At 72.6% G+C, this 26238-nt stretch carries 20 protein-coding genes; 10 read left to right on the forward strand and 10 right to left on the reverse strand.

Going from position 1 to position 26238, the window contains the following annotated elements; all coding sequences use genetic code 11:
• Nucleotides 1-30: 30 nt before the first annotated feature.
• A complete protein-coding gene (locus ACFC0Z_RS03065) occupies nucleotides 31-1575 on the reverse strand; it encodes a polysaccharide lyase family 1 protein (RefSeq protein WP_376432114.1) in 1545 nt (514 codons plus the stop codon).
• 228 nt (nucleotides 1576-1803) lie between these two features.
• Here ACFC0Z_RS03065 and ACFC0Z_RS03070 point away from each other — a divergent pair, with 228 nt between their 5' ends.
• Complete coding sequence (locus ACFC0Z_RS03070) at nucleotides 1804-2244, forward strand: DUF6086 family protein (RefSeq protein ID WP_376432116.1); 441 nt, start codon at nucleotides 1804-1806, stop codon at nucleotides 2242-2244.
• A gap of 12 nt (nucleotides 2245-2256) precedes the next feature.
• Here ACFC0Z_RS03070 and ACFC0Z_RS03075 read toward each other — a convergent pair whose 3' ends face one another.
• From ACFC0Z_RS03075 to ACFC0Z_RS03095, 5 genes are all read right to left on the reverse strand, one after another.
• Entirely contained in the window at nucleotides 2257-6462 is a 4206-nt protein-coding gene (locus ACFC0Z_RS03075) for a molybdopterin-dependent oxidoreductase (RefSeq protein ID WP_376432117.1), read from the reverse strand.
• A gap of 91 nt (nucleotides 6463-6553) precedes the next feature.
• The gene (locus tag ACFC0Z_RS03080; protein WP_376432119.1) at nucleotides 6554-7066 is read right to left on the reverse strand and encodes a DUF6328 family protein; all 513 of its coding nucleotides are present in this window, start codon (nucleotides 7064-7066) and stop codon (nucleotides 6554-6556) included.
• Nucleotides 7067-7087: 21 nt separating this feature from the next.
• Nucleotides 7088-8386 carry a sugar ABC transporter permease gene (locus ACFC0Z_RS03085; RefSeq protein WP_376432121.1) on the reverse strand — a complete coding sequence of 433 codons (1299 nt, stop codon included), beginning with the start codon at nucleotides 8384-8386 and terminating at the stop codon, nucleotides 7088-7090.
• Nucleotides 8383-9171: an ATP-binding cassette domain-containing protein gene (locus ACFC0Z_RS03090; RefSeq protein WP_376432123.1), complete on the reverse strand. Its 789-nt coding sequence runs from the start codon at nucleotides 9169-9171 to the stop codon at nucleotides 8383-8385. The genes ACFC0Z_RS03085 and ACFC0Z_RS03090 overlap by 4 nt, the downstream gene beginning before the upstream one ends.
• Before the next feature lie 38 nt (nucleotides 9172-9209).
• On the reverse strand, nucleotides 9210-10307 hold the full coding sequence (locus tag ACFC0Z_RS03095; RefSeq protein ID WP_376432124.1) for a sugar ABC transporter substrate-binding protein: 1098 nt from the start codon (nucleotides 10305-10307) through the stop codon (nucleotides 9210-9212).
• Nucleotides 10308-10508: 201 nt separating this feature from the next.
• On the opposite strand from ACFC0Z_RS03095, the gene ACFC0Z_RS03100 reads away from it, so the two are divergent.
• Nucleotides 10509-12005 (forward strand): long-chain fatty acid--CoA ligase, encoded by a 1497-nt coding sequence (locus ACFC0Z_RS03100; protein ID WP_376432126.1) that lies wholly within the window; start codon nucleotides 10509-10511, stop codon nucleotides 12003-12005.
• Nucleotides 12006-12035: 30 nt separating this feature from the next.
• On the opposite strand, the gene ACFC0Z_RS03105 is transcribed toward ACFC0Z_RS03100, so the two are convergent.
• Nucleotides 12036-12287 (reverse strand): EF-hand domain-containing protein, encoded by a 252-nt coding sequence (locus ACFC0Z_RS03105; RefSeq protein WP_376432128.1) that lies wholly within the window; start codon nucleotides 12285-12287, stop codon nucleotides 12036-12038.
• A 228-nt stretch (nucleotides 12288-12515) separates the two neighbouring features.
• On the opposite strand from ACFC0Z_RS03105, the gene ACFC0Z_RS03110 reads away from it, so the two are divergent.
• Nucleotides 12516-13910, forward strand: coding sequence for an NAD(P)/FAD-dependent oxidoreductase (locus ACFC0Z_RS03110; protein WP_376432130.1), 1395 nt, complete (start codon nucleotides 12516-12518; stop codon nucleotides 13908-13910).
• Between the two features lie 60 nt (nucleotides 13911-13970).
• Here the strand turns inward: ACFC0Z_RS03110 and ACFC0Z_RS03115 are convergent, their stop codons facing one another.
• Together ACFC0Z_RS03115 and ACFC0Z_RS03120 are read right to left on the reverse strand one after the other, a co-directional pair.
• Nucleotides 13971-14636 carry a DUF4328 domain-containing protein gene (locus ACFC0Z_RS03115; protein ID WP_376432132.1) on the reverse strand — a complete coding sequence of 222 codons (666 nt, stop codon included), beginning with the start codon at nucleotides 14634-14636 and terminating at the stop codon, nucleotides 13971-13973.
• A 72-nt stretch (nucleotides 14637-14708) separates the two neighbouring features.
• The gene (locus ACFC0Z_RS03120; protein WP_376432134.1) at nucleotides 14709-15659 is read right to left on the reverse strand and encodes a helix-turn-helix domain-containing protein; all 951 of its coding nucleotides are present in this window, start codon (nucleotides 15657-15659) and stop codon (nucleotides 14709-14711) included.
• Between the two features lie 165 nt (nucleotides 15660-15824).
• Between ACFC0Z_RS03120 and ACFC0Z_RS03125 the strand changes: the two genes are divergently transcribed.
• The 7 genes from ACFC0Z_RS03125 (at nucleotide 15825) to ACFC0Z_RS03155 (ending at nucleotide 23802) form a co-directional block, all read left to right on the forward strand.
• A complete protein-coding gene (locus ACFC0Z_RS03125; RefSeq protein ID WP_376432136.1) occupies nucleotides 15825-16700 on the forward strand; it encodes a branched-chain amino acid ABC transporter permease in 876 nt (291 codons plus the stop codon).
• The gene (locus ACFC0Z_RS03130) at nucleotides 16697-17905 is read left to right on the forward strand and encodes a substrate-binding protein (RefSeq protein ID WP_376432138.1); all 1209 of its coding nucleotides are present in this window, start codon (nucleotides 16697-16699) and stop codon (nucleotides 17903-17905) included. The genes ACFC0Z_RS03125 and ACFC0Z_RS03130 overlap by 4 nt, the downstream gene beginning before the upstream one ends.
• Nucleotides 17902-19656 (forward strand): ATP-binding cassette domain-containing protein, encoded by a 1755-nt coding sequence (locus ACFC0Z_RS03135; protein ID WP_376432140.1) that lies wholly within the window; start codon nucleotides 17902-17904, stop codon nucleotides 19654-19656. Before ACFC0Z_RS03130 ends, ACFC0Z_RS03135 begins: the two co-directional genes overlap by 4 nt.
• On the forward strand, nucleotides 19656-20339 hold the full coding sequence (locus ACFC0Z_RS03140) for an ABC transporter ATP-binding protein (RefSeq protein ID WP_376432142.1): 684 nt from the start codon (nucleotides 19656-19658) through the stop codon (nucleotides 20337-20339). Before ACFC0Z_RS03135 ends, ACFC0Z_RS03140 begins: the two co-directional genes overlap by 1 nt.
• A 34-nt stretch (nucleotides 20340-20373) precedes the next feature.
• On the forward strand, nucleotides 20374-21786 hold the full coding sequence (locus ACFC0Z_RS03145) for an amidase (RefSeq protein WP_376432144.1): 1413 nt from the start codon (nucleotides 20374-20376) through the stop codon (nucleotides 21784-21786).
• Between the two features lie 113 nt (nucleotides 21787-21899).
• The gene (locus ACFC0Z_RS03150) at nucleotides 21900-23528 is read left to right on the forward strand and encodes a flavin monoamine oxidase family protein (protein ID WP_376432146.1); all 1629 of its coding nucleotides are present in this window, start codon (nucleotides 21900-21902) and stop codon (nucleotides 23526-23528) included.
• A gap of 118 nt (nucleotides 23529-23646) precedes the next feature.
• Nucleotides 23647-23802 (forward strand): DUF6131 family protein, encoded by a 156-nt coding sequence (locus ACFC0Z_RS03155; RefSeq protein ID WP_376432148.1) that lies wholly within the window; start codon nucleotides 23647-23649, stop codon nucleotides 23800-23802.
• An 81-nt stretch (nucleotides 23803-23883) separates the two neighbouring features.
• Here ACFC0Z_RS03155 and helR read toward each other — a convergent pair whose 3' ends face one another.
• Nucleotides 23884-26043 (reverse strand): RNA polymerase recycling motor ATPase HelR, encoded by a 2160-nt coding sequence (gene helR / locus ACFC0Z_RS03160; protein ID WP_376432150.1) that lies wholly within the window; start codon nucleotides 26041-26043, stop codon nucleotides 23884-23886.
• Nucleotides 26044-26238: the final 195 nt, after the last annotated feature.

The raw sequence follows: 26238 nt of genomic DNA on the forward strand, positions 1-26238 counted from the left end.
TGCGCCGCCGTTGTCCGGCGCTGTCCGGCGTTATCCGGCGTACGTCTCGAACTCGGCGACCCGCGGGGTGGCCGACGAGCCGGTGATCTCGAAGGTGACCTTGCTCAGGGTGGTCGAGGCGAAGGAGAGGGTCCCCGCGCCGGTACCGGAGGTGAGTACGGCTCCGGTGTCGGCGTTCAGGAGCCGCCAGGTGCCGATCCGGCCGGTGGCGCCGCTCGGCTCCCTGATGACGACCTTCGAAATCGCGGTCGGGGAACCCCACTTGACGGAGACGGACCCGGTGGCCCCGGCGGGCGACCAGTAGGTGGCGAGGTCACCGTCCCGGACGTTGCCGTAGCTGGTCCCGTCGGCCTTGCCGGAGCCGTCGGAACCGGCGCCGATGCTGAGGTTGGTGCCGGTGGGCGCGGAGGTGGTCGGCGCCGGGGTGGTCGGCGTGGCGGTCGGCGCCGGGGTGGTGGCCGTGGGAGTCGGGCTCGGCGTCGTCGGCGTGCAGGAACCGTCCGACACCTGAAGTCCCTTGCCCGCTCCGGCCGTTCGGCTCACGACGTCGGGGACGCAGCTCGCCGGGTCCAGGGTGTACGCGTACGGGACGGAGATCGTCGTGTTGGACTGCGGGTTCGGCCCGGCGGGGCGGTAGTCGGTGGTGGGGCTCGACCAGGTCACGTTGTCGAAGACGTTCCCGCCGACCTGCCAGTAGCCGGTGGTGTCGGTGTAGAAGGTGCCGAGGACGTCCTTGGAGTTCTGGAAGTAGTTGTTCTCGACCTTGGCGCGGCCGCCGGCGCGGGAGTTGATGCCGGACTCGTTGATGCCGGAGTAGTGGTTGTCGTAGATGTGGGCGGTGCCGCCGCGCAGCAGGGGGACGCGGGAGTCGAGGTTCTCGTAGAGGTTGTGGTGGTAGGTGAGGAAGCTGTTCGACAGCTCCGTCTCGCTCGATCCGACGAGCCCGCCGCGCCCGGAGTTGCGCAGCACGCTGTAGGACAGGGTGACGTACTGGGTGTTGTCCTTCATGTCGAAGAGCCCGTCGTAGCCTTCGGACTCCCCGCCCGAGGCCTCCAGGGTGACGTGGTCGACCCAGACGTTCCGCACGTCGGTCTCCATGCCGATGGCGTCGCCGCCGTTGGAGGTGGGGGAGCCGGACTTCTTGACGTTCCGGACGGTCACGTTCTGGATGACGATGTTGCTCGACTGGCGGATGTGGATGCCGAGCTGGTCGAAGACGGCCCCGGCGCCGACGCCGACGAGCGTGACGTTGCTGATCTGCTTGAGCTCGATGACCCCGGCGGCGGTGTTGCAGCTCGGGCCCGACACCGCGGTGGTGTTGGCGTGGTTGATCGTCCCCTCGACCTCGATGACGATCGGGGTGCTGCTGCTGGCCCGCGCGCAGAGCGCGGCGTGGATCGCCGTCCCCGTGGTGGCCCGCACGGTCTGCCCACCGGCGCCGCCGGTGGCGCCGCCGTTCTGCGTCGCGTACCCGGTGGGCCCGCCGATCGCGGCGGACGCCTCGGGCGCCACGACCACGGCCCCGGCCGCGGCGGCGAGCGCCATGGCGGCGAGCCCTGCCTGAAGTCGTCTCATGGGTTGCCTTCCTCGCTTCCCGCCACAGGGCGGGATCAGGTCGTCTGTGTCGTCCTCACACCTCCTGGAAAGCGCTTTCTGCGTGGGCGACAATAGGCCGCCACCCCACGGCTGACAACCCTCCGTGCGAGCACCGGCGTCCCGAGGCACGAGGAAATCCCCACGACGCCGTCGACCCGGCTGACTACCTTGGTCCGCTCCACCAGGGACGGACGTGAGGGGCCTGCGATGAGCCAGTACTACGACATCGGCGAAGAGACGCTGTGGAACCCGGCGAACGGAGCGTCCCGCATGTTCCGGCACCAAGTGGCCGTATTCGAGGCCGAGCTGGGGATCACCTCGGGCGTCGCGCCGATGGAGAACGACGAGTGCCAGATCGACCCCGTCGCGCTCGGCGTCTTCGTCAACGCCCTCCTGGCCGAGCACCGGAGAACGACCCACGCCGTCCGGCTTGCCCTGTCCGAAGGGTTCGTCGCCGTCATGCTCGTCCTCGCCGAGCGTGCCGGGGTCACCGTGGACTGGTCGAGCCACGAACGGGCCCCCGGAGGGCCGCTCCACGACGTCCAGGTCTTGGCCGGTACGGGGATGGCCGCCCCCGCCGAAGGCGGAGCCTGGTCCGCGGGCCTGCGTGAGCGGGCGCGGGATCTGGGGCGCCGCATGCCCCGCTGAGCGCGACGGCGCTCAGTACACGTCCCGCACGTACCGCCGGTCGGCCGCCAGTTGTTTCAGGTACACCGCCGCCGAGGCCTCGTCGTGGCCGCCGTGGGTGATCGCGATGTCGCGGAGGGCGTGGTCGACGTCCTTCGCCATGCGGGTCGCGTCGCCGCAGACGGCGACGTGGGCACCGGACTGGAGCCAGGACCAGAATTGGGGGCCGTGTTCGCGCATGCGGTCCTGGACGTAGACCTTGGCCCGCTGGTCGCGGGAGAAGGCCGTGTCGAGGCGGGTGAGGGTGCCGTCAGCCAGGAGGGCGGTCAGGTCGTCCTCGTAGTAGAAGTCCGTCGCCCGGTGCTGCTCGCCGAAGAAGAGCCAGTTCGGGGCGCGGTGGCCGAGCGCCCGGCGTTCCTCCAGGAAGCCGACGAAGGGGGCCACGCCCGTACCCGGGCCGACCATGATCAGGGGCGTCGAACTGTCGCAAGGGGGACGGAAGTTCGGCGTGCGCTGGACGAAGACCGGGACCTCCGCGCCCTGTTCCGCGTCCGCGAGGAACGGGGAGCAGACGCCCTTCCGCGCGCGGCCGTGGAGGTTCTCGTACCGGATGACGGAGACCGTGAGGGATATCCGGTGGGGGTCGGTGAGGGGGCTCGACGAGATCGAGTACAGGCGGGGCTTGAGGCGGGCCAGGACCTCCGCCCACTCCTGCGCGCCCGCCCGGACCGGGTGTTCGGCGAGCACGTCGACCGCCTGGCGGCCCCAGGTCCACTGCGCGAGGCCGTCCTTGTTGTCGGGGCGGAGCAGCCGCTTCAGCGTCCGGTCGCCGGTCCGCTCCGTGACGAACGTGAGGAAGGCGCCCGTGGCGCGGGTGATGTCCAGGTGGCGGTGGAGCGCCTCGCCGAAGGCGATCGGCGCGGAGAGGGTGGGGAGCTCCACCGGGGCGTCCGCCGGCAGGCCCGTCACCGCCAGCCATTCCGCCACCAGGTCCGGGCAGTTGACCGGCTGCACGCCGAGCGCGTCGCCCGCCTCGTACCCCAGCGGCGCACCCCCGCCCTCGCTCGTGTCGAACGTGAACCGCCGCACCTCCTTGCCCGCCCCCGGCAGGCTCAGGAGCCGGTTGCCGACCAGACGGGCAGGGGTGGTCACCGGACCGGGCCGGCGCTTCGGCTTCACGGGGTCGAGGGCGGGGGCGGGCGCGGGCGCCCCGCCGTCGCCGAGGCCCGCGAGCACCTGGTCAAGCCACGCCAGCGCCGACGGCTCGAAGTCCGGCTCGCAGTCCGTGCGCGGTGCCAGGCGTACGCCTCCGAGCTCGCCCAGCCGGTCGTCCAGGCGCCGTCCGTGCCCGCAGAAGTCGCCGTAGGAGGAGTCCCCGAACGCCAGGACCGCGTACCGCCGCCCGTCCAGGCGCGGCGAGTCCGGCGCGGCGAGCCGGTCCCAGAACCCGGCGCCGTTGTCGGGGGCGTCCCCGTCGCCGAAGGTGCTCGTGATGAGGAGGAGGTCGGCCGTGGGGGAGAGGGCCGTCAGGTCCGTCGCGTCCATGCCCGTCAGCGCCGGCCGGTGGCCCGCCGCCTGGAGCCGTTCCGCCGCCGTCGCCGCGAACTCCTCCGCGTTCCCCGTCTGCGAGGCCCAGAGGACCACGACCTCTCGGCCGTCCCCGACCGGCACCGGCACCGGCACCGGCACCGGCACCGGCACCGGCACCGGCACCGGCACCGGCACCGGCACCGGCACCGGCACCGGCACCGGCACCGACATCGGCAGCGGCAACGGCGCGGCCTCGGGCGCACGGGAGTACATCCCCGCGAGCACCCCGTTCACCCAGCGCGCGTGCTCCTCGCGGAACGGCGCCCCCTGCGGAAGCACCGGCACCCCCGGCGCCCCCTGCTCAAGCCCCGCCAGGAAGCCCACCAGGTACTGCCGTTCCTCCGCGCTCAGCACCGGAGGAGGGGCCGGGGCGAGCCCGAAGGCCCCGAGCGGCCCGGGGGTCTCGACGGCCCCGAGGACGGAGGGGGCCCGGTCCGGGCCCGGCCGGACGGCCGTGGGGACCGCCACCCGCCTCAGCGCCACCGCGCACACCTTCAGTTCCGGCTGGAACGACAGCGGATCCACCGCGTCGTTCGTCACCGCGTTCACGCACAGGTCCTCGCCGAACAGGTCGTTCCAGTGGAACGGCGCGAAGCAGTTCCCCGGCCGCACCCGGTCCGTCACCACCGCCGGAAGGACCACCTTCCCCCGGCGTGACACGACCTCGACCGCGTCCCCTTCCGCGATGCCGAGTCCCCGCGCGTCCTCGGGGTGCACCTCCACGAAGGGTGCCGGGTTCAGCTTGTTGAGCTTCGCGACCTTCCCCGTCTTCGTCAGGGTGTGCCACTGGTGCTGGAGGCGGCCGGTGTTGAGGACGAAGGGGTGGTCGTCGTCGGGCATCTCCGCCGCGTCGATGTGCGGGCGCGCGTGGAAGACCGCCCGCCCGCTCGGCGTCGGGAAGACGGGGCCGGGGGCGTCCCCGGGGACGTACCGGACCGGGTTCCGCGCCGGTCCGTCGCTCGCCGCCGGCCACTGGACGGGCGTCTCGCGCAGCCGCTCGTACGTCACTCCGCTCAGGTCGTACCCCGTCTTGGGGTTCCGGGCGCGTCGGATCTCCTCGAAGACCTCCTCGGCGCTCTCGTACGCGAACGCCTCCCCGTACCCCATCGCCCGGGCCACGCCCGCGATGATCCGCCAGTCGGCGAGCGCCTCGCCGGGCGGGTCGGCGGCCGGGCGGGCGAGTGTGAGGCCGCGCTCGCTGTTGACCAGGACGCCTTCGGTCTCGGTCCACAGGGCCGCCGGGAGGACGACGTCGGCGTACGCGTTGGTCTCCGTCTCGGCGAACGCGTCCTGGGTGACGACGAGTTCGGCGGCCCGCAGCGCGGCCACCACCGTGGACCGGTTGGCGACCGACGCGACCGGGTTGGTGCAGATGATCCAGCAGGCCTTGATCGCGCCGTCCGCCATGCGCCGGAAGAGGTCGACCGTGCCGGTTCCCGAGCCGTCCTCGCGGATCGTGCCGGCCGGGAGCCCCCACAGCTCCTCGGTGAACGCCCGGTCCTCGGCGACGAGGACCGACCGCTGCCCGGGGAGGCCGGGGCCCATGTACCCCATCTCGCGTCCGCCCATGGCGTTCGGCTGGCCGGTGAGCGAGAAGGGGCCCGAGCCGGGGCGGCAGATCGCGCCGGTGGCCAGGTGCAGGTTGATCAGGGCGTTGGTGTTCCAGGTGCCGTGCGTGGACTGGTTGAGGCCCATGGTCCAGCAGCTGGTCCACTCCTTCGCCGTACCGATCCACTCGGCCGCCGTCCGCAGGTCGCCCTCCGGTATCCCGGTGAGCGCGGCGACCGTCGCGGGCGGGTAGTCGGCGAGGAACGGCACCATCGCCTCCCAGCCTTCCGTGTGCGCGGCGACGAACGCGGGATCGGTGTGCCCGTTCTCGTGCAGCAGGTGCAGGAGTCCGTTGAGGAGCGCGAGGTCCGTGCCCGGCCGCACCTGGAGGAACAGGTCGGCCTTCTCGGCGGTCGCGGTCCGCCGCGGATCGACGACGACGAGCTTCGCCCCGGCCTTGACCCGGTCCATCATCCGGAGGAAGAGGATGGGGTGGCAGTCGGCCATGTTGGAGCCGATGACGAGGAAGACGTCCGCGTGGTCGAGGTCGTCGTACGAGCCGGGCGGGCCGTCGGCGCCGAGGGACAGCTTGTAGCCGGTTCCGGCGCTCGCCATGCACAGCCGGGAGTTCGACTCGATCTGGTTGGTGCCGACGAATCCCTTGGCGAGCTTGTTGGCCAGGTACTGCGCCTCCAGGCTCATCTGGCCGGAGACGTACAGCGCGAAGGCGTCGGGGCCGTGCTCGTCGACGATCGCCCGGAGCCGGCGCCCGGTCTCGGCGACGGCGCGCTCCACGCTCGTCGGTACGGGCTCCGCGGCGCGACCGGCGCCGTCGGCCCGGCTTTCGCGGACGAGCGCGGTGGTCAGCCGCCCCGGCGCGGCGAGCATGTCGGCGGTGGTGGCGCCCTTGGTGCACAGACGGCCCCGGTTGGCCGGGTGGTCCTTGTCGCCGGTCGCCCGGAGGACCGTACGCCGGCCGTCGGCGCCCATCCCGACGTCGAGGAGCAGGCCGCAGCCGACACCGCAGTACGAGCAGACGGACCGGACCTGTGTGTCGTGTGGGGTCACCGGGGCGCCTCTCCGTGGAACCGATCGAGTCATGACCGTACGGAAGGGCCGTTACGCCCGTGTCAACCGATCGGATCATGGTCCGTAACGCCGGTCACACAGCGCCCGTGTCCCCGCTGTGAGCTCACTTGCCGCTGGTGTACCGGAGCCGCACCCACAGCGGCAGCGCGAACCAGCAGAGCACGTACCAGGCGAAGACCCCGGCGACCAGCCACGGCACGTACGAGTCGTCCGTGGCCACGCGCAGCACGAGCAGGAGCGCGGAGGTGAGGGTCGCGAGGAGGAGCAGGAGACCGGTGAAGGTCAGACGGGAGGCCCAGACCACGGCCTGCGGTTTGACCTGGCGCCCCGACACGATCCGGTGGAAGGCGACCGGGCCGATGAGCGCGCCCGTCGCCAGGGAGCCGAGGACGACGGTGACGATGTAGATGGTCTTGTCGGACTGGTCGAGCCCCTGGAAGTGCGGGGTGAAGACGACCGTGAGGAGGAAGCCGAGCAGGATCTGCACACCGGTCTGCGCGACGCGGATCTCCTGGATGACCTCCTGCCAGCGCCGGTCCGCCCGCTCGTCCTCGGTCTCGTCCCGGCCGTCTCGGCGTTCCGCACCGCCGCCGGTGTCCTCTCGATCGGCTCCCATGGGCGACCAGCCTCCCTTGGATCAGGCCCGTCCCGCCGCCTTCTGGCTGCGTCGGGACAGCGAGTCGACGACCACGGCGGCGAGGAGCACCGAACCCGTGATCATGAACTGGACGGCGTTGCTCACTCCCATGATGTTCATGCCGGACTGGATGGAGCCGATGACCAGCGCGCCGAGCAGCGCCGACCAGACCGTGCCGCGCCCGCCGAACAGGCTCGTGCCGCCGATGACCGCCGCCGCGATGACGTTCATCAGCAGGTTGCCGCCGCCCGAGGTCTGGCTCGCCGACTGGATCTGGCCGGCGAGGAAGAGGCCGCCGACCGCCGCCATGGTCCCGGCGATCGAGAAGACGGTGATCCGGACGAACGGCACGCTGATGCCCGCCCTGCGCGCGCCCTCGATGTTCCCGCCGACCGCGAAGATCCGGCGGCCGTACGTCGTGCGGCGCAGCACGAAGTCCAGGACGACGAGCAGGACCAGGAAGACCAGGAGGGCGAGCGGAAGCCCCTGGTACCGGTTGAGGATGTACGCCGCCACGAAGGCGATCGCGGCGATCACGGCCGTACGCAGCACGATCTCGGCCACCGGGCGGGACGGGACACGGGCCGCCCTGCGGCGTCGCGCGTCCAGCAGCGAGGCCGCGAGGAAGAGCCCGACGCCGACGGCGGCCGTCACGTACGCGGCGGCGGGGCTGTGGTAGATCGTCGAGTAGAGCCGCGAGACGACGCTCTCGGCGGGGATGTTGACCGTGCCGCTCGTGCCGAGGACCTGGAGCATCAGCCCGTTCCAGGCGAGGTTGCCGGCGAGCGTGACGACGAAGGCGGGCACGCCGACCACGGCGAAGAAGAACCCGTGGATCAGCCCGACGACCGCGCCGCCGGCGACGGCGACGAGCAGCGCGAGCCACTCGTTCATGCCGTTGAGCACGTTCAGCACGGCGAAGATCGCGGCGCACAGGCCGCTCACCGAGCCGACGGACAGGTCGATCTCGCCGAGCAGCAGGACGAAGACGATCCCGACGGCGATCATGCCGGTGCCGACGATCTGCTGGCTGAGGTCGGAGAGGTTCTGGGCGGAGAGGAAGGCGCTGTCGAGGCTGCCGAAGACCGTCCAGATGATGATCAGGGCGAGGACGACGGGCAGTGAGCCCAGCTCGCCGCTGCGCAGCTTGCGCCGGAACTCGTCGGCGTACCCCTTGACGCCCTCCTCGCGGACGAGGAGCCGGGAGTCGACGGCGGGGACCGCGCCCTTCGCCGGTTCCTGGGTGACGGAGTCGTCGGAGAGCCGACGGCCGCGTCCACGGCGCGCGTCGCCGTTCATGACCCTTCCGCCTCCTCCCCGCGCTTACGGGCCTGGCGGCGGGTGACCGCGCTGTCCGTGGCCCCGGTGATCGCGGAGATGATCTCCTCGGTGGTCGTGGACCGTTTGTCGAAGACGCCGTTGTTCCGGCCGAGCCGCATGACGGCGATCCGGTCCGCGACCGCCATCACGTCGACCATGTTGTGACTGATGAGGATGGTCCCGAGCCCCTGGTCCCGGAGCCGCTCCACGAGGTCGAGCACCTCGGCGGTCTGCTCGACGCCCAGGGCCGCCGTCGGCTCGTCGAGGATCACGACCTTCGGCGCGCCGATCAGCGAGCGGGCGATCGCGACCGTCTGGCGCTGTCCGCCGGAGAGCGAGGCGACGGGGATGCGGACGCTCGGGATGCGGATGGACAGCGTGTCGAGGAGCTCGCGGGCGCGCTGGTCCATGCGGACCTCGTCGAGCACGCCGAAGCGGCGCAGCTCGCGGCCGAGGAACAGGTTGGCGACGACGTCGAGGTTGTCGCAGAGCGCGAGGTCCTGGTAGACGGTCGCGATGCCGAGGTTCTGGGCGTCGTGCGGCCGGTTGACGGCCACCGGACGGCCCTCCCACTCGATCACCCCCTCGTCGGGCGGGTTCACCCCGGCGATCGCCTTGACGGCGGTGGACTTCCCGGCGCCGTTGTCGCCGACCAGCGCGACGACCTCGCCGGAGCGGACCTCCAGGTCGAACCCCTTCAGGGCCTGGACCGCGCCGAACCGCTTGGAGATCCCCCGCAGAGTGAGCACGGGTGGCTCCGGCAAGGGAACCGCCTCCTCCTGCTTAAGGGCACGGGCCCCGGTCAGCGGAGTCCGGCCTCCTCGCACGCGGCCGCGTAGGTCGGCGTGCAGATCTCCTCGACCGTGTACAGCCCGTCCTTGACGACCGTGTCCTTGATGTTGGTCTTGTCGACCACGACCGGCGTCAGCAGGTTGGCCGGGACCTTCTGGCCGCTGCCGCTGGTGACCGTGGTGGGGGTGAGCGAGGCCGGGAGCTCCTTGCCCTCGGCGAGGTCCACCGCCATCGTCGCGGCGATGTCGGCCTCCGGCTTGTACGGCTTCTCGACCGTGATCGTCTGCGTGCCGACGAGGATCCGCTGGATCGCGTCGAGCTGGGCGTCCTGGCCGGTCAGCGGCACGTTCAGACCGGCGGCCTTGAGCGCGGTCGCGATGCCGGCGGCGAGGCCGTCGTTGGCCGAGTAGACGCCGACGATCCGGTCCTTGCCGAGGGCGCTGATGGCCCCGGACATCTGCTGGTTGGCGTTGTTCGGGTCCCAGTTCGGCGTGTCGTACTCCTTGCCGATCTTCACCTTGCCGTCGAGGACGGAGTGCGCGCCCGCCTTGAACTCGGCCGCGTTCGGGTCGGTCGGGGAGCCGTTGTGCATCACGATCTCGCCGTCCCCGGCCTTGTCGCCGAGCGCGTCGAGGAGCGCCTTGCCCTGGAGCTCGCCCACCTTGCGGTTGTCGTAGGAGACGTACGAGTCGACCGGCCCCTGCGCCAGCCGGTCGTACGCGACGACCTTCACGCCCGCGTCATGGGCCTTCTGCACGGAGGACTGGATCGACTTGGCGTCCACGGCGTCCAGGATGAGGACCTTGTCGCCCTTCGCGAGCGCCGTGTTCACCTGCTGCTGCTGGGTCGTCGCGCTCTCGGCGGCGTTGTAGTAGTCGATGGTGGCGCCGGGCGCCAGCTCCTTGATCTTGGCCTCGATGTAGGGCCGGTCGAACTTCTCGTACCGCGTCGTCTTGCTCTCCGGCAGGAGCAGCCCGATCCGTACCTCGCCCTGTGCCGCGCTCCCCGCCCCCGGCGTGGCCGCCCCGATCTGCGCCGCCGCCCCGAGCGCCAGAGCCGCGGCTCCGGCGAGGGCGACGGCGCTCCGCAATGTCCGGTTCGTAGTCATGGAAGGCCTCCTCTCGTATGGCCTCTCCTTCGACCCTAGCCGCAACCGGGGGACCGGCAAGCGGGTGACAGAACCGGCCGGTAACCTGGCCCCTGAGCTGGGTGGAAGTGATCTGGATCGCATCGACGCGAGGGTCGCGGAAGAGGCACCATTCCAGTTCCGGCTCTTCGCGAACATCCTTGTCCCGGAAAGAGGTCGACGATGACCAACCTGGCCCTCAACCTCGCGCGTACGGCGGCGGCACGGCCGGACAGCGTGGCGATCCAGCTGGACGACCTGGCGCTCGACTACCGGTCGCTCGACGAGCGCAGCGCCCGCGTCGCCGGCTGGCTGGCCGAGCGGGGGGTCGGGGCCGGGGACCGTGTCGCGATCATGCTGCCGAACATCCCGCACTTCGCCGTCGCCTACTACGGCGTCCTGCGGACCGGCGCCGTCGCCGTGCCGATGAACCCGCTGCTCAAGTCCGGCGAGATCGCGTACGGGGCCGGGGACTGCCAGGCCCGCCTGATCCTCGCCTGGGGCGCGGCCCTGGCCGAGGCCGGCCCGGCCGCTGCCGAGCTGGGCATCGACTGCGTCGACGTCACCGACCCGGCCTTCGGCCAGGTGCTCGCCGCCGTCGACCCGCGCCACCAGGTCGTGGAGCGGAGCGCGGACGACCTCGCCGTCCTGCTCTACACCTCGGGCACGACCGGACGCCCGAAGGGCGCCCGGCTCACCCACGGAAACCTCGGCTCCAACACGGACACCGTGGCCCGCGTCCTCGGCATGACCTCGACCGACACCGTCTTCGGCGGTCTGCCGTTCTTCCACGTCTTCGGCCAGACCTGCGGGCTGAACGCGGCCGTCCTCACCGGCGCCCGGGTGACCCTGCTGCCGCGCTTCGACGCGGCGAAGGCGCTGGAGATCCTCTCCCGCGACAAGGTCACGGTGATGGAGGGCGTGCCGACGATGTTCCTCGGCCTGCTCGCCGCCGCCGAGGCGGCCGGCTCGACCGGGCTCACGGACGGCGGCCCGCGCCTGAGCGTGACGGGCGGTTCGGCGATGCCCGTGGAGGTGCTGCACCGCTTCGAGAACGCCTTCGGCTGCGTGGTGGTCGAGGGCTACGGCCTCTCGGAGACCTCCCCGGTCGTCACCTTCGGCGCGCTCGAAGGCCCCCGCAAGCCCGGCTCGATCGGCACCCCGATCGACGGCGTCCGGGTCCGGCTCCTCGACGACGAGGGCAAGGACGTCCCCGAGGGCGACGTCGGCGAGATCGCCGTCCAGGGCCCCAACGTGACGCCCGGCTACTGGAACCGCCCCGAGGCCGACGCCGCCGCCTTCGTCGACGGCTGGTTCCGTACGGGCGACCTCGCGCGGCGCGACGAGGACGGGTTCTACTTCATCGTGGACCGCAAGAAGGACCTCGTGATCCGCGGCGGCTACAACGTCTACCCGCGCGAGATAGAAGAGGTCTTCTACGAGCACCCGGCCGTCGCCGAGGCCGCCGTCGTCGGCGTCCCGCACGAGGTGCACGGCGAGGAGATCGCGGCCGTCGTCACCCTGCGCCCGGGCGCGGAGGCGACCGCCGACGAACTGCGCGCGTTCGTGAAGGAGCGCGTGGCGCCCTACAAGTACCCGCGGATCGTCCAGCTGGTGGAGGGACTGCCCAAGGGCCCGACGGGCAAGATCCTCAAGCGCGAGATCAGCATCGAGAACTGACGGACCGTCCGGCGCGGCCCGCGCCGGACGTCACCAGCCGAAACGGCGGTTCACCACGGCGGCGAACTCCTCGAACGAGAGGAGTTTGTCGCCGTTCTGGTCGCAGGCGTCGAACAGCGCCGCCGAGTCGTCGACGTCCCCGACGCCCCACATGGGGATGACGCCCTGCGCGGCGAGCGTCGGACCCTTGGACCGCAGCGCGCTGATCACCTCGGTGCGCGTGAGGCTGCCGTCGTGATCGAGGTCGAGCGCGTCGAAGAGTATGCGGGCCTTGTCGCTCATGGGATGTCCTGTTCGCTGGGGTGGGGGCTGAAGGCGCAGTGCGTCACCGTAAGGGATAGGACGTCGGCCGCACGCCCCGGGTTGCCCGGGCGCACGTCCGGGATCGCGCGGGCGGACCCGGCCGCTCTTATGTCAACACCATTGACCTTGATCTGGCCGGACGGTGTCATGGCGGTACTTCGGAGGCTCGTACCTCGCCTCCGCGACCCCTCCAAGGAGCACGCCGTCATGGATCCCCTCGCCTCGCTCCGGGACGCCGAACCGACCCCGTTCTGGCTCGACAGTCCCGAGAAGCCGCACGCCGCCCCCGCCCTCGTCGGGGCGACCTCGTGCGACCTTCTCGTCGTCGGCGGCGGGTACACCGGCCTGTGGACCGCGCTCGTCGCGAAGGAGCGCAACCCCTCCCTCGACGTGGTCCTCGTCGAGGCGCAGGAGGCCGGCGGCGCCGCCTCCGGACGCAACGGCGGCTTCGTCGAGGCCAGCCTCACCCACGGCCTCCAGAACGGCGTCACCCGCTGGCCCGAGGAGATGGGCCTCCTGGAGCGCCTCGGCCGGGAGAACCTCCAGGCCATGGAGGACACCCTCGTCCGCCACGGCATCGACTGCGACTGGGAGCGCACCGGCTCCCTCGCCGTCGCCACCGAGCCCCACCAGGTCGAGTGGCTCAAGGAGGAGGAAGAGACCGTCGCGCGCTACGGCGGCTCCTCCACGTACCTCGACGCCGAGGCCGTACGGGCGGAGATCGACTCCCCGACCTTCCTCGCCGGCCTGTGGAACAAGCACGACGTCGCCATGGTCAACCCGGCCCGCCTCGCCTGGGGCCTGCGCGCGGCCTGCCTCGCGCTCGGCGTCCGCCTCCACGAGAACACCCCGGCGCTCTCCCTCGACGAGCGCGGGCACACCGTCACCGTCCGCACCCCGTACGGCAGCGTCGCCGCCCGCAAGGTGGCCCTCGCCACCAACGCGTACCCCTCGCTGCTGCGCCGCCACCGCCCGTACACCATCCCGATCTACGACTACGCGCTGATGACGGAGCCGCTCACCGAGGAGCAGCTCGCCGCGGTCGGGTGGAAGAACCGCCAGGGCTTCGCGGACATGAACAACCACTTCCACTACGTCCGGCTCTCCGCCGACAACCGGATCCTGTGGGGCGGCTACGACGCGATCTACCACTACAACGGCAAGGTGCGCGCCGAGCACGACCAGCGGCCCGAGACCTTCGCGACCCTGGCGAAGCACTTCTTCACGACGTTCCCGCAGCTCGAAGGGGTGCGCTTCAGCCACACCTGGGGCGGTGCCATCGACATGAGCACCCGCTTCTGCGTCTTCTTCGACACGAGCCACCGCGGCAAGGTCGCCTACGCCGCCGGATTCACCGGCCTCGGCGTCGGCGCGACCCGCTTCGGCGCGGAGGTCATGCTCGACCTCCTCGACGGCGCCCGCACCGAACGCACCCAGCTCGAACTGGTCCGCCGCAAGCCCCTCCCGTTCCCGCCCGAGCCGGTCCGCTCGGTCGGCATCGGCATCACCCAGTGGTCGATGACCCGCGCGGACCACGACCGGGGCCGCCGCAACCTCTGGCTGAGGACCCTGGACAGCCTCGGCCTCGGCTTCGACAGCTGAGCGAGGAGGGGTGGGACCACCCCTCCAGGGCCTGTCCGGCGGATCAGGGTCGGACAGGCCCTAGGTCATGTTGAAGTACGGCAGCGGACCCGCCGGCTGGTCGGCGGTCACTCGGCGGACGACCGCGATCGCCAGGACCACGTCCACCACGCTGAGCACCAGGTCCATCGGGCTGCCGTAGTCGTAGTGCCGGAGCACCAGGTAGTGGACGAGCACCGAGACCGGTCCGTCGAGGAGCCAGACGGCCCACCAGGCGTTGATCAGCCAGACGTCGACCGGCGGACCGCCGGCGCGGCGGATGTCGAGGGTGATCCGGCGCGGCAGCCACCACATCGCGAGCGGGACGACCCAGGCGCCGAGGGCGAACGCCGGGGAGTACTTGTGGCTCCCCGGGGCGAGCACCTCGGCGTTGCAGCGCACGCGGTAGAACCAGAACAGGAACGCGACCCAGCACGCGATCTGGAGAGCCCCGGCCTCGGCGCCGAAGTCCGTGCTCCACGGGGACCGGCTGCCGCCGGTGGCCATCACGTACACGTCGGTGATCGCCTGCGTAGCGAACAGGCTCTGGACGACGAACGCCGGCCCCGCGGGGTTGCGGAAGCGATAGCGCGGCCCGCGCACGGCGGCCGGCCCCACGGGCACGTTGTACTGGTCCACTGATTCCCCCCGGAACGTGGTGCCGCCCCCGGAGGTGCCCCGAGCGGCGGCGCTGATGATCGTCGGCATCGTAGAGGACGCCCTGCGCCCGACGCCCCTGTGCCCGAGGCCCCTGCGCCCGGGGCCCCTGTGCCCGAGGCCCTACGCCCCGGCCCGCGCCCGCTCCCGTACCGCCCGCGGCGACAGCCCGAACTCCGCGCGGAACACCCGGCTGAAGTGGCTCGCCTCGCCGAGGCCCCGGCGGGCCGCGAGGACGTACGCGGGGAGGTGGGCGAGCGCCGGGTCGACGAGGTCGCGGCGGATCCGCTCCAGCCGCCTGCGCCGTACGTGATCACTCACCGTCACGCCCGACTCCCGGAACATCGCGTGGAGGTGACGGACCGAGATGTGGTGCGCCGCCGCGATCGTCCCCGGCGACAGGTCCTCCGCGAGGTGGTCGTCGATGTAGGCGAGGACCCGGTCGACGGCATCCGCGGAGCCCCGCGCGGCGGAGACGGCCCCGCCGCCCGCCTCGCGCAGCAGCGTCCCCAGGATCGCCGAGACGTGCTCGCCCATCTCCCGGCGCGCCAGCGGACCGAAACCGTGGGCCCGCTCCGCCAGTTCGCCGACCACCGCCGACAGCACCCGGCCGCTCGGCGAGCGCGGAAGATCCGCGTTGGCCGTCACCGCGCCCGTAGCCGTCGCCACCCGCCCCGCCGTCCCCTCGTCCAGGGACAGCACGAAGTACCGGTGCGAGGTGCCCAGTTCCAGACGGAACGGGCGTGCCCCGGTGTAGAGCACGAAGTCGCCCGGCGCGAGCTCCGCCCGCCGCCCGTCCTGCTCCAGCTCACCCCGCCCCGACACCAGAAGCCCCAGGAGGTGGCCCGGCTTCCGCGCGGCGGGGGAGGGCCGGGGCATCACCCGGATCTCCTGCTCCCCGCTGATGTCACAGCCGTTCAGCGCGCCGAAGCGGCTCGACCGCATGTCCGCCGCGTACCCCGAGTCACCCGCCGGTGCCCGTACGAGCACCGTGTCGAAGGCCCCCGCGCGGTCCGCCGCGGTGTCGAGGTAGCCGAAGACGAGGTTGCCGTCGTCCCGTCGCTCCACCGGCATGGTCGTACTCCCTCCCGATCCCCGTGCGCCCCGGACGCATCCTTCGCGCCGTCCGGTCCGCGCACTGCGGGCACAGAACTCTGCGCTGCCGGACCAGTGCCCACCACGGGATTGCCAGATGCTCGCAGAGTCCTCGCTGTACCTGAAGCACACAGGCGGTAACAGATGGATGTACTTCTGGCCATCCTTGGCCAGTTCGGCCTCTTCGGGCTGCTCACCGTCGGCATCGCGGTGATCTTCGCGGCCACCCGGGTCGTCAACCTCGCCCAGGGAGACCTGGCCATGGTCGGCGCGTACGTCGCCGCCACCGCGACCACCCTCCCCTTCGGCCTGCGCACCCTGCTCGCCCTCGTCGCCGGCGTGCCGCTCCTCCTCCTCGTCGAGCGGCTGCTGCTGCGCCGCATCGGCACCGACGGCCTCGCCGCCATGCTCGTCACCTGGGGCCTCGGCATGGCCCTGCGGCAGGGCGCGGAACTCCTCTTCACCGGGACCTCGCGCACCGTCGCCGTACCCGTCGAGGGCACCGTCACGATCCTCGGCACGCCCTACCCCGTCTACCGGCTGGTCTGCGCGGTGACCGCGATCGCCGTCATCGGCCTCGTCCTCCTCGCCGCCCACCGCACCGACTGGGGCCTCCGGCTCCGCGCCGTCGCCGACAACCCGTCCATGGCGGCGCTCCTCGGCACCGACCCGCGCCGCATGCGCGCCACCGCCTTCACCGTCGGCGGACTCCTCGCGATCCTCGCCGGAGCCCTCTACAGCCCCGTGCTCGCCGTCAACCCCAGCATGGGATTCGGCCTGCTCGTCCCCGTCTTCTTCGGCCTGCTGCTCAGCCGCCCCGGTGCCCTGGCGACCGCCGCCGGCGCCGCCCTGCTGATCGCCACGCTGTCGGTCCTGCTGCGCACGTGGCTCTCCGACACCGTCGCCGAAGCCGTCTTCTACGCCGTCGTCGTCGCGATCGCCGCCCTGCGCTCGCGCCCCTGGATCGGAAGGTTCTCCGCATGGTTCCGTCGTACTCCCGCGCCGGTGAGCGCCGCATGACGCTCACCCCCCGCTCCACCGCGCTCGCGGCGGCCGGCACGCTCGCCCTCACCCTCGCCCTCACCGGCTGTCAGGGCGCGGCCCTCGACGACGACGCGGCCCCGGCCGCGAGCGGACCCGTGAAGATCGGCGTGGTCGTCCCGCTCACCGGCCCCGTCTCCCAGGTCGGCACCGCCCTGCGCAACGGCCTCGAACTGGCCGTCAAGAAGGTCAACGCCGACGGCGGCGTCCACGGCAGGCCCGTCGAGTACGTCGTCGTCGACGACGCGGGCGACCCCGCCAACTCCACCCAGCTCGCCCGCCGCCTCATCCGCCAGGACAAGGTGACGATGCTCTTCGGCACCATCACCGGCGACACCGCCGAGGCCGTCGGCCGGGTCGCCGACGAGGCCCACGTCCCCTTCGGCACCGCCATCCTCGGCGACACCGACCGCTGCTTCGCCTACCAGTGGGGCTTCGGCGAGTCCACCCGCCAGATGCTCGTCCCGACCGTGCCCGGACTCGTCCGGAAGTACGGCAAGAAGATCGCCCTCGCCGGCTCCGACTACAACTACCCGCGCTTCTACGCCGAGGTCGCCGAGGAGCTCGTGAAGAAGGAGGGCGGCACGGTCGTCGCCAAGGAGTTCAGCCCCCTCGGGCAGACCGACTGGCAGCCCGTCATCAGCCGCCTCAAGAACGCCGAGCCCGACGCCGTCCTCTCCATGGTCGTCGGCGCCGACGCCGTCACCTTCAGCAAGCAGGCCAAGGAGTTCGGCCTCCTCACCCCGAAGCTCGGCTACGAGGGAGCCCCCCTCGACGCCGACTTCTACCCCGCCCTCTCCGACCTCGTCACCGGCCGCACCCACACCGTCCGCTGGAGCGACGGCCTCGACGACCCCGAGAGCACCGCCTTCGCCAAGAGCTACCGCGACGCCCACCAGTGGAAGGCCCCCATCCCCGAGGTGGCCGGAAACGCCTACTTCGGCGTCAAGTTCTTCCTCGCCGCCGCCGAGAAGGCGGGCTCCGGCGACCCCGAGGCGGTCAACAAGGCCATCGGCGGCCTGACCCTCGACAGCCCCCTCGGCAAGGGCACCCGCTTCTCGCCCACCAACCACGTCTTCCAGGCCGACATGCGCGAGGTCACCATCGGCGCCGACGGCTCCTACAAGGTGACCCGTACGCACCCGATGGTCGCCGACAACACCCCCAAGAAGGGCTGCTCGTGACCGTCCCCGCGACGGCCACGGCCCCAGGACCCGCCACCGTCACCACCCCCACGGCCGACCGCCTCCGCCGGACCCTGCGCGTCGCGCTCCCCGGCCTCGCCGCCGTGGGCCTGCTCGCCGCCCCCTTCGGCCTCGACGCCTTCGCCGTCGCCACCCTCACCCTCGGTCTCTGCCACGGCCTCTTCGCCTACGGCCTCGACCTCTCCTGGGGCCGCGCCGGACTCCTCAGCGTCGGCCACGCCGCCTTCTTCGGCCTCGGCGCCTACGCCGTCGCCCTCGCCCAGGAACACGACCTCCCCCGGACCGTCACGGTCGCCGGAGCCGTCGCCGCCGCCGTCCTCCTCGCCCTGCCCGTCGTCCGCATCGGCCTCGCCGCGCCCGTCCCCGACGCGCCCCTCATCCTCCTCACCATCGGCGTCGGCCTGCTCCTCCAGCGCGCCGCCACGACCCTCACCCCCGTCACCGGCGGCACCAACGGCCTCTCCGTCTCCGGACCCGACGTCGTCACCGCGTACTACGTCACCCTCGGCGCCGTCGCGGCGGTCGTCGCCGTCTGCGCGCTCGTCCTCCACCGGGGCCGCTTCGGCACCCGGCTCGTCGCCGCCGCCCGCAACCCCGAACGCGCCGCCCAGAGCGGCATCGACGGCACCCGCGTCCGCGCCGCCGCCTTCGCCGCGAGCGCCGCCGTCGCCGCCCTCGCCGGAGCGCTCTACGCCCCCGTCGCCGGGCTCGTCTCCCCGCAGGTCTTCGGTCTCGGCCTGTCCACCGCCGTCCTGATCTGGCTCGCTCTCGGCGGACGCGAGTCCACCGTCGGCCCCTTCCTCGGCGCCCTCGCCGTCACCGCCGGACAGCAGTACCTGGGCTCCACCTGGCAGGGCTGGTACGTCCTCGCCCTCGCCGCCCTCTTCCTCGTCGTCGTCCAGTTCGCCCCCGCCGGCCTCACCGCCGCCCCGCGCCGGTGGCTCGCCGGCCCCGGCCCCGACCTGCGCCTCCCGGCCTCCGCGCGCCGAACCCACACCCGTACGGCTCCGGCGGCGGAGGCACCCGACTCCGCCGCACCGCCCCTCGCCGTCACCGGCGTCCGCAAGTCCTTCGGACCCGTCGACGTCCTCACCGGCATGGACCTCACCGTCGAGTCCGGGAAGTGCGTCTGCCTCATCGGCCCCAACGGCGCCGGGAAGAGCACCTTCCTCAACGTCGTCGCCGGACAGCTCACCCCCGACGCCGGCAGCCTCCGGATCTTCGGTACCGACGCGACCGGACTCCCCGTCCACCGCAGGGTCGGCCTCGGCGTCGGCCGCATGTTCCAGATCCCCAGCGTCGTCGCCGACCTCTCCCCGGCCGACAACCTCCGCCTCGCCCGCGTCGAGGCACCCGAACCCGTCGACCCGCCGGCCGAGTTCGCCGACCTCGCCGCCGACGAGCTGCGCCCCGCCGGAACCCTCCCGCTCGCCGACCGCCGCCGCCTGGAACTGGCCATGGTCCTCTCCGCCAACCCCCGCCTGCTCCTCCTCGACGAACCCGCCGCCGGACTCGGCCCCGACGACGCCCGCCGACTCACCCGCGAACTCCGCGCGCTCAACCGCCGCACGGGCTGCGCCCTCCTCGTCGTCGAACACGACATGGACATCGTCCGCGAACTCGCCGACGAGGTCGTGGTCCTGGCCGGCGGAACCGTCCTCGCCCGCGGCTCGCTCGACGAGGTCGCCGCCGACCCCGCCGTCCGCGCCGCCTACCTGGGAGCGCACTGATGCTCGAACTCACCGCTCTCGCCGGGGGATACGGTCAGGCCCCCGTCGTCCACCCGACCGAACTGACCGTACGGGGCGGCGAGATCACCGCCCTGATCGGCCGCAACGGCGCGGGCAAGACGACCCTGCTCCGCACGGTCTTCGGCCTCGCCGACCGGCACGGCGGGACCGTCACCCTCGACGGCGTCGCCGTACCTCCGGGGCGCCCCGAACTCCTCGCCCGGGCGGGCGCCACCCTCATGCCCGAGGACCGAGGCGTCTTCCCGGCCCTCACCGTCGCGGAGAACCTCCGCCTCGCCCGGCGCAAGGACGTGACGCCGGCCGTCGATCCGTACGCCGTCTTCCCCCTGCTCACCGACCGGGCGGGCCAGCAGGCGGGCACGCTCTCGGGCGGCCAGAAGCAGCAACTCGGCATCGCCCGCGCGATGCTGGCGGGCCGCACCCTGATCGCCGTCGACGAACTCACCCAGGGCCTCCAGCCTTCGGTGGTCACCGACGTCCTCGAAGCCCTCGGGACCATCGCCGCGGCGGGCACGGCCGTCCTCCTGGTCGACCAGCACGCGGGCGCCCTGCTCGACCACAGCCGCCACGTGGTGGCGATGGAAGCGGGCCGCGTCGTCCTCGACGAACCCAACGAGGAGGGCCTTCGCGACCGTCTGAACGCCCTGCTCGCCGTGAGCTGACCCACCCCACCCCACCCAGCCCAGGAGCACCACCATGGACCCCTTCTCCTCAGCCACCGACCTCGCCGCGGCCGTCCGCCGTCGTGAGCTCAGCCCTGTCGAGATCGCCGAGACCTACCTGCGCCGGATCGACGCGCACAACCCCGAGCTCGCCGCGTTCACCTGGGTCGACGAGGAGGCCGTGCTCGCCGCCGCCCGCCGGGCCGAACAGGACGTCGTCGACGGCCGGACCCTCGCGCCGTTCCACGGAGTCCCCGTGCCCGTGAAGGAGTTGACGCAGGTCCAGGGCCAGCCGGCCACCTACGGGTCGTACGGGGTCGACGACCGTCCCCGTGAACTCACCGAACCGGTGGTCGGACGACTGCTGGACGCCGGGTTCCTGCTCATGGGACGGACCAACTCCCCGGAGATGGGGCTCCTTTCGACCACCGACAACACCCGCTTCGGCAGCACCCGGAACCCCTGGAGCCCCGAGCACTCCTCGGGCGGCTCCAGCGGCGGCGCCGCCGCCGCCGTCGCCGCGGGACTCGCGCCCGTCGCGCACGCCAACGACGGCGGAGGCTCGATCCGGATGCCCTCCTCGTCCTGCGGCCTGGTCGGCCTGAAGCCGAGCCGGGGCCGGGTCCCGCAGCAGGTGCCGGGCTGGGAACACGCGACCGTCGAGGGCGCGATCACCCGGACGACCCGCGACGCCGCCGCGCTGCTCGACGCCATGGCCGTACCGGACCGCCTCGCGATGTACCAGGCGCCCGCGCCCGAGCGGCCGTACCTCGACGAGATCGGCCGGAACGCCGGACGCCTGCGGATCGGCCTGCTCACGGAGGCGCCCACGGGCCTCCCCGTCGACCCGCAGTGCGTCGCCGCCGCCGAGCACACCGCGCGCCTCCTCGTCGCCCTGGGCCACGACGTCGCCCCCGCCGCACCCCGCTTCTTCAGCGAGAGGGCGATCACCGGGTACGCGCAGACCGTCCTCGACGCCGCCCTCTGGGCCGCGCCCTACCAGCAGCCCGAACTCGCCGAGCCGCACCTGCGGTTCCGCATGGACCGGGCGGCCGGGAAGCACTCGGGGGAGTACACCCGCGCCGCGAACCTCCTTGCCGAGGAGTCCCGCGAGATCCGCGCGCAGTGGGGCCGGGAGTTCGACCTCCTGCTGACCCCCACGATGGCCTGCCTGCCCCCGCCGGTCGACGCCCTGCTCAAGGAGGCCAACGCCGACCCGGGCGGCCCCCGCACCACCGAGACGCGGATGATCTCCTTCACCGCGATCTGCAACATCACCGGCCTGCCCGCCATCAGCCTCCCCACCTTCACCTCGGCCGAAGGCCTCCCCGTCGGCAGCCAGCTGATCGCCGGCCCCTGGGACGAGGCCGCCCTCGTCCGGGTCGCCGCCGAGCTGGAGACCCTCGACGGCTGGCCGGCCCGCCGCCCCGCGCGCTACCTCGGCTGACCCACCGCCGCTCGCGCGAGGCCCTCCCGACCTCGGCCGTGACATCCCGTCACCGCCGTTCCCGGTCCTCCCGCCACCCAGGGTGGACCGGCCCCCCTTGGAAGGAGCCGTACATGGCACGCACCGCCCCGGCCCGCATGCTGCGCCGGATCGTCGCCGAACACTCCACCGACACCGATGTCGAGACGCAGGGCGGCACCCACGGCCTCTCCCGCCGCAGCGTCCTCGGCGGGCTCGCCGCCGGCGTCGGCCTGGCCGCCGCCTCCACCCTCGGCGCGGCCGGCACCGCCCGCGCGGACACGGCCGCCCCCGTCGTCGCGATCATCGGCGCCGGCATCGCCGGCCTGGCCGCCGCCCTCCGCCTCGCCGACCACGGCATCACCTCCGCCGTCTACGAGGCCGACACCCGCGTCGGCGGCCGCATCCACTCGAACCCGGCCGGCGCCTACTGGGGCGACGGCCAGAGCTCCGAGTGGGGCGGCGAGATGATCGACACCGGCCACCAGATCATGCAGAGCCTCGCCGCCCGCTTCAACCTGCCCCTCGACGACATCCGCGCCGCCGAACCGGCCGGCTCGACCGAGGTCTACCGCTTCGACGGCGCCTACTACACGTACGCCCAGGCCAGCGCCGACTTCAAGAAGCTGAAGCCGGTCATCCAGCAGGACCTCGCCACCTTCAACTGGCCGGTCGCCTGGAACGCCGCCAACAGCCCCGGCGCCGTCGCCCTGTCGAACATGACGATCCGCGACTGGATCGCCACCCGCGTCCCCGGCGGCCTCGCCTCGCCCTTCGGGCAGCTCCTCGACGTCGCGTACACCACGGAGTTCGGCGTCGACACCGACGCCTCCTCCGCGCTCGGCATCCTCGGCATGCTCGCGTACCAGCCGACGCCGAACGGCTTCTCGCTCTTCGGCGAGAGCGACACCCGCTACCGCGTCCGCGGCGGCAACCACCGCATCCCGCAGGCCGTCGCCGCCGCCCTCCCCGCCGGCACCGTCCGCCACGGCTGGCGCCTCCAGTCGGTCGCCGCGGCCGCCGGCGGCAGACAGCTCCTCACCTTCACCGCCGCCGGGTGTACGCAGACGGTTCTCGCCGACCACACGATCCTGGCCCTCCCGATCGGCGTCCTCCAGCGCCTCGACCTCTCCGCCTCCGGCTTCGACGCCCGCAAGCGCGCCGGCATCGCGGCCCTCCGGATGGGCAAGAACTGCAAGCTCTCCCTCCAGTTCGACACCCGGCACTGGAACGGCTCCGGACCCTGGGGCATCGCCACCGGCAGCACCATGTCCGACACCGGCTACCAGACCTCCTGGGACTCCAGCCGCGCGCAGACCGGCACCAAGGGCATCCTCACCGTCTACGCCGGCGGCAGCCGCACCGCCGGCTTCACCCCGTCCTCGCCCTTCCGCACGGCCGCCGACCCCCAGATCGCCGGCTACGCGCAGGCGGCGCTCGCCCAGCTCGAACCGGTCTTCCCCGGCATCACCGCCCACTGGACCGGCAAGGCCACCCTCGCCGCCTGGCCGCTCAACCCGAACGCGTACGGCTCGTACTCGGCCTGGCCGCCCGGCTACGCCCACCAGTACGCCGGCTACGAGGGCGTCCGCCAGGGCAACACCCACTTCGCGGGCGAGCACACCTCCGAGGTGGCCCAGGGCTACATGGAGGGCGGCGCCGAGTCCGGCGTCCGCGCGGCCGACGAGGTCCTCACGGACCTCGGCGTGGCGGTGAGCAGCTGATCACCTGACGTGCCCCCGGACCCCCCGACCCGCCGTCCCGCGTCTTTCACCCATGAACCGGCCGGAAGTGGGCAGACGCCGTGCACGGGTCAGGGGGTTCACGGAATCGAGGCACGTCATGATCCTTCTAGGAGTCGTCCTTCTGGTCATCGGGTTCGTCACCGGCATCTCGATCCTGTGGACCATCGGCATCATCCTGCTGCTCATCGGTGCCGTCCTCTGGATCATGGGCGCGACCGGTCACGCGGTCGGCGGGCGAAACCACTACTGGTGACAGAGCCCAGCGCGAGCCCTGGACCGGGCCGCCCCGCGAGGGATCGGGGCCGCCCGGTCCTTCGGGCGGCCCGGCCCCGTCCTACGTGAGGATCACGAGCCGCTGGGTCGCCCGCGTCATCGCCACATAGCGGTCGACCGCGCCCGCGATCCCCTCGCCGTACGACTCCGGGTCGACGAGGACCACCAGGTCGAACTCCAGGCCCTTCGACAGGCTCGGCGTCAGCGAGCGGACACGCGCCGACTCCGGGAAGTCCGGGGCGCCGATGACACAGGCGACGCCGTCGGCGTTCTCCGCGAGCCAGCCCTCCACGACCGTGTCGAGGTCGGCCACCTGGCCGTGGACCACCGGGATACCGCTGGCGCGGACCGACGTCGGCACGTTCGCGTCGGGCAGCGCCGCCCGGATCACCGGCTCCGCCTCCGCCATGACCTCCTCCGGCGTGCGGTAGTTGACGGAGAGCCGCGCCACCTCCACCCGGTCGAGACCGATCCGCGCGAGCCGCTCCTCCCACGACTCCGTGAAGCCGTGCCGCGCCTGCGCCCGGTCGCCCACGATCGTGAAGCTCCGCGAGGGGCACCGTACGAGCAGCATCTGCCACTCCGCGTCCGTCAGCTCCTGCGCCTCGTCCACCACGACGTGCGCGAACGGCCCGGCCAGCGGATCCACGTCACCCGGCGGCAGCGCCGACTCGTCCACCAGGCTGTCCTGGAGGTCCCGCCCGCGCAGCATCGTCACCGCGCCCTCGCCGTCCGCGTCCGCCGCCACGATGTCGTCGATGACCCCCGCCATCCGCTCCCGCTCGGCCGCCACCGTGGCGTCGAGCCGCCGCCGGCGCGCCGAGGCCTTCGGGTCGCCGAGCCGCTGCCGCGCCGCGTCCAGCACCGGCAGGTCGGACGCCGTCCAGGCCTGCGGCTCCGCCCGCTGGAGCAGCCGCACCTCGTCCCGGTCGAGCCAGGGCGCGCACATCCGCAGATAGGCCGGTACGGACCACAGGTCGCCGACGACGTCGCCCGGTTCGAGCAGCGGCCACGCGCGGTGGAGCGTGCCGACGAGCTCCTTGTCGTGCGACAGGGCCCGCCGGAACTGCTCCGGCGTGACCGCGTCCTCCTCGTCGTCGTTCTCGAACCTGTCCCACAGGATCGTGACGAGCTCGTCCCAGATCAGGTCCCGCGCCTCGTTGTGCGGGGTACTCGGCCCCGGCGCCTCGAACGCCTCGACCCACTCCGCCGCGCTCAGCCACAGGTCGCACCACGGCGTGGAGACCGTCATGCCCTCGGTCGGCGGGTCCTCGTAGAACCGGACGGCCTTCTCCACCGCCCGCACCATGTCCGCCGACGACTTCAGCCGCGCGACCGCCGCGTCCGACTCGTCCGGGGCTCCCGCCCCCTCCGGCACGAGGTCGCGCAGCGTGCAGGTCCGCACACCCTCCTCGCCGAGACTCGGCAGCACGTCGGCCACGTACGCGAGGTACGGGTCGTGGGGACCGACGAACAGGACGCCGCCGCGCCGGTGACCGAGCCGCGGGTCGGAGTAGAGGAGGTACGCGGAGCGGTGCAGCGCCACGACCGTCTTGCCGGTACCCGGCCCGCCGTCCACGACCAGCGCGCCCCGGGAGCCCGCCCGGATGATCGCGTCCTGGTCCGCCTGGATCGTGCCGAGCACGTCCCGCATGCGCGAGGACCGGTTGCTCCCGAGGCTCGCGAGGAACGCCGACTGGTCGTCGAGCGCGGCCGCGTGCCCGGCGAAGCCCTCCGGGGCGAAGACCTCGTCCCAGTAGTCGCCGATCCGGCCCCGGGTCCACCGGTACCGACGCCGGCTCGTCAGCCCCATCGGGTTGGCGTGGGTCGCGCCGAAGAACGGCTCGGCGGCGGGGGAGCGCCAGTCGACGAGCAGCCTGCGGCCCGAGGTGTCGGTGAGCCCGAGCCTGCCCACGTACAGCGGCTCGGAGCCGTCGCCCGCCACCATGTGCCCGAGGCACAGGTCGAGCCCGAACCGGCGCAGCGCGCGCAGCCGCGCCGACAGCCGGTGCACCTCCATGTCCCGCTCCATCGCCTCGCGGCCGACCCCGCCCGGCGCCCTGAGGACGGCGTCGAGACGGTCGGACAGCTCGGCGATCACCCGCGTCAGGCTCTCCTCGATGTCCGCGAAGTGCCGCTCGTCGGCGGCGATCAGGGCCGGGTCGGCCTTGTCGGAAAGTCGGTCGGGCAGGTCGAAAGCGCTGGTGCTCAGGGGGGTCATGGTCCGAGATTCTCCGCTCCGGAGGGGGCCTTGCCGCAAGCCCCCCTGTGCGCTATAACTTAAGAGTGGCGAGAGGTGGTGTTTCCCTCCGCCCTTCTTCTTTTCTCCCTCCTTCCCCCCGCCGCCCTTGTCCGGGGCGTCCCGCGCCTGCAAGATCGCCGGGTAGGCGTGCGCGGAAGCATCGGGCTGGGGTGG

The organism is Streptomyces sp. NPDC056144, from assembly GCF_042264145.1.
Lineage (GTDB): Bacteria > Actinomycetota > Actinomycetes > Streptomycetales > Streptomycetaceae > Streptomyces.